Origin of the sequence: Staphylococcus sp. HMSC062H10, from assembly GCF_001836945.1 — a bacterium.
GTDB lineage: Bacteria > Bacillota > Bacilli > Staphylococcales > Staphylococcaceae > Staphylococcus > Staphylococcus aureus.
Window position 1 is genome coordinate 1 of sequence record NZ_KV830951.1, and the last position, 4,043, is coordinate 4,043.

The 4,043-nt window shown below is 27.3% G+C and carries 4 protein-coding genes; all 4 read left to right on the forward strand.

The features are described 5' to 3' along the window. The coding region (locus HMPREF2658_RS00585; protein WP_256337720.1) for a hypothetical protein at positions 1–279 on the forward strand (279 nt) is incomplete at its 5' end. A gap of 177 nt (positions 280–456) precedes the next feature. Continuing rightward, the gene (locus HMPREF2658_RS00590; protein WP_000369911.1) at positions 457–711 is read left to right on the forward strand and encodes a helix-turn-helix domain-containing protein; all 255 of its coding nucleotides are present in this window, start codon (positions 457–459) and stop codon (positions 709–711) included. A gap of 372 nt (positions 712–1,083) precedes the next feature. Continuing rightward, positions 1,084–2,658 (forward strand): primase C-terminal domain-containing protein, encoded by a 1,575-nt coding sequence (locus HMPREF2658_RS00595; RefSeq protein ID WP_054194582.1) that lies wholly within the window; start codon positions 1,084–1,086, stop codon positions 2,656–2,658. Between the two features lie 1,221 nt (positions 2,659–3,879). Continuing rightward, the coding region (locus HMPREF2658_RS14910) for a YSIRK-type signal peptide-containing protein (RefSeq protein WP_176747421.1) at positions 3,880–4,043 on the forward strand (164 nt) is incomplete at its 3' end.

Consider the following 4,043-nt stretch of genomic DNA (forward strand, 5'->3'; position numbering starts at 1 on the left):
CTTTTAGAACAAGTAAGATGTGGTCAAGGTAAAACAAATAAATTATATTTGAAGAATCTTGCAATTACTAAAAAAGATGTTTATGAAATTAAAAAACAAGAAGAAACAAATGTCGAACCTAGTCATAACGCTGAAATGCGAAAATCGCACACTAATGATACTGATTTAAGTAATACTTACTATATTGAGACTGAGAATAATGATATGAATGACTTGAATGATATAGAGCTCAAAAAATATGAATATCTTTGTCTTATATATATTTATTTAAGTTTTTAAAAATAGTGTGGTTATAATTTTTGTATATTTCTTTTGATACTGTTGAAATGATAGTATAAAATCAAATTTGTAATAAAAACCGCTATCAGGTAATAAAATTTTGGAAAATGAGACTAAGCAGATTAACAGCTTATCGAATAAAAGAGATTTTAGAAATAGTAAGGAGGTTAATTAAAATTGGACAACCAAGAAATGATTTTAGGGCTATGTAAAGAATTGAAAATTATTAGAGAAGCCAGAGGTATTAAGCAAGTCAAAGTTGCTAGAGCTATTGAAATGGACCCACCATTGTTAAGTAGAATTGAAAATATGAAAAAGCCTACGGTTACTATGATGGAATTAACTAGAATACTAGGATACTATAATATAACTTTATATGAATTTATCGAAAATAATAAAGAGTATATAGAAAGAATTTGTACTTGTAAATAAAACAATAAAACAATTGCAATCGTCAATATAGAAGTTTATACTAGAATTAATCAAAAAAAGATATGAAAAAAAACCACGTGCAAAGTTAAAGTGCGACCAACACTTTTAACTTCTAGCGCTTGAAACGTTACCTCACTAACGCATGCAAACGGTTTTCGGGTCTTCTTCCATACCTTTATGATTTAGGTATTTTTAAATTAATTTGTATACCTAAATTATAGGGGCATGAGAGAAGAAAGTAAAGAAAAAGACGCTACTTTTTCTACTTTTTCTACTTTTCTACTCGACTACTTTAAATGTATATAGACGCCTAAATAAAGACTGGTAACGCTTACAAGCATTACCAGTCTTTTTGTTTAGGAGGTGCAGACAATGCTAAATATTAATAAAGTTTATGATTTTATATTACATGGAAGTCTAGAAAAGTATAAATTTAAAAATTCTAAAGCTACAGATTTAGAAAGGACTAATTTCAAAGATACACAACCCAAAAATTGGAAATCAGCACGTATTGCTGTCACACCTAATAAAGATACATTAATAGACGGTTTAGGTTTAATTATTGCTTCAGAAGAAGCTTTAGTTCAATATGGTCATAAATTTAGCCATTGGACGCCTAACCCTTATAATTATCTAAGCAAAGAAAAAGCTAATATAGCAGATGTTAATACGTATAAAGTATTAAACAGAACAAAAGACAATGTAAAACAAATCAATACATTTGTTTTAGATGTTGATGAAGATATTGAATACAATGAATTAGTTCAAAGCTTAGCTTCAGCGCATATCAATGAAGGTGCTGAAATGCCTAACTTGTATGTAAAGACGCCTAGAGGTTGGCATTTGTATTTTGTATTAGATACACCGTTCTATGCTAAAGGTATAGAAAAGAAAGCTATAAAAGTAGCTGAAAAAGTACATAGTAGCTTAGCACATGCAATTTCTAAATATTTACCAGTCGATAATCAATGTGTATCTACTGGCTATTTCAGATTGCCTACAAAAGAGAATGTACAGTTATTTACAAATCAATATTGTTCAAAATCTTATATGGTGCGCTGGAGTAAAGAGTATTCAGAAAAGAACAATTTAAATCAGAACGTACTTTATAAGAGTATAGCCAATGGCCAAGAATTAACGCCTGAATGGGTTGATTATTTGTTAAAAGAAGCAGACGTTACATCAATTGGATATGGTGTTGGTAGAAATAACACAATGTTTTCAGTGGCTTTATACTATTATTCAAAAAATGTAGATTTAAAAGAAGCAGCAAGTAATATCTATGCTTTTAATCAGCGCTTAGCCAAGCCTTTATCATATAAAGAGGTTGAAAGAGTAATTAAAAGCGCTTATAGCGGTCGTTATGGTGGTGCAATGCGTGAACATGTAGAAAATCTTTTAGAAGCTTTTAGTGATGATAGAATTGCATATAGCAATAGTGGTGTAAGTATAAATGGTTTTTGGAAACATAAAAAAGAGCGTAAAGATCGTGTTAGAAGCCATTTTGACGAACGTAAGGATGATTTAGAAAGATATTTAAATGAACATACAAACAAGCAGAAAGTATTTGTTAAAGGTTCAATGAGTGCTATTGCTAAAAAGTTAGGAATGGCTAGATCTTCTTTATATGCAATTTTTGAAAAGCATATTAATAAAGGAACTATTATAAAATACACAATTAAAAACGGTAGATATTCAGAAACTTTCATTGCTTTAAAAAGCGTATATATTGAAAGTTTATTTGAAATGGTTAAAAGTCTTAAAAACAAAAAAGAAAGCTATATAACGGCTATAAGACAACTTGTAAGCAATGAAAGAGATACACATAGTTTATTGATACAAAATAGTGAATTGATGAATGAAATAGAAAACACATTTATTTATATAAATCAGCATACACAATGTGAAGATGGTAATGAAATTCTATATGAACGCTTTATCAGTTAAATTTCAATTGTCCAATGTGCCATTACATATATAGGGCCCCTATTCTTCTTGTCTGTGTCTATAATTTATATGTTAGTATTTTTTAAAACTAAGATAACTTTATATTTTGACTTTTACTGTGTGTAACAAGAATATTTTAGACCTTAGATAATTTATAGTATATAAAGGGTACTAGAAAAACACTTTAAGGTTACCATATGAAATTACTATCTAATCAAAAGTTATTGAATAGATAGTATAAATATAGTGATGGAAATTATTTATACCAATTTATTTTATATTAAAAAATTATTTTAATCCCATCATTTTTTGAAATAATATTGTTTATGTTAAATAATAATAAAAGAGATTTTGATTGCATTGTATATTTAATTATATTTGTAGTTGTATTTGTTAAATTTATACTAATTTTAGTTAATCGTCTTTTTTATGTTTGGTGAGATATTGCTTTTTCTTTTTAAATAGGTTAATTGCGCTAATTTCTTAATGATTATTGCGAACTCAAGAAAGAAATACTGGAGGTTATTATTTATGCATGAGGTTCATTATTTACTTATAACAAAACGTCTTTATAAGTTGGATTAGGGATAATGACAAAACTCTCAGAGGCGGTTTATGCAAGATGTTGGATTGCTGATTATGGGGCTGTATGATCGGTGTTGGGAGAGGAAGAATAATCAAGTAATGATTATTCTCCTACTTGATTTTTGATTATAAATTTTGGGATATAATAATATTTTATTGGAAAATTGATTGTAACTTCTATAACTAAAGACGTTCGGACGTGTCTTTAGTTAATTTTATTACTTATATTTTCTAATGGATTTTTTGATAAATTACTATATTCAAATATCTCTAAATTTTCCATGTTTTAATAGTAATTTCGCATATTTTCAAATGTATTACATAAAGATTGATTCGTAGTTCTTAACTTATGAGACTTAAATTTATACTATTTGTTATATCAAAAATATAAGGTTGAGTCTCTCAATTATATCGCTTTCCTTATATTTGCATCCTTTTTTCATATAAATATATTTTTAGGTGTCATGATATATTCTGCATAATATTAAGTTGCAAAAGTAATGAAAAAATCCATATTATAATATGGAAAAATTAAGATAAAATAAAGTAACATTATTTTTTGATATGAATATATATATCTTTTTATAAATATGTTGTGGTAATATGAAATTATACAATGTATTTAGGAGGCGTGTTATGAAAAAAAATTTTCAAATGAAAGTAATTAATACATATTCTATAAGGAAATGTAATATTGGAGTTGCTTCTTTTATTATTGGTTCATTTTTATTTTTAGGAGTGAATGGTAATTTAGCAGAAGCCAATGATGAGAGGCAAGAAGTTGACAATGGTCAACAACA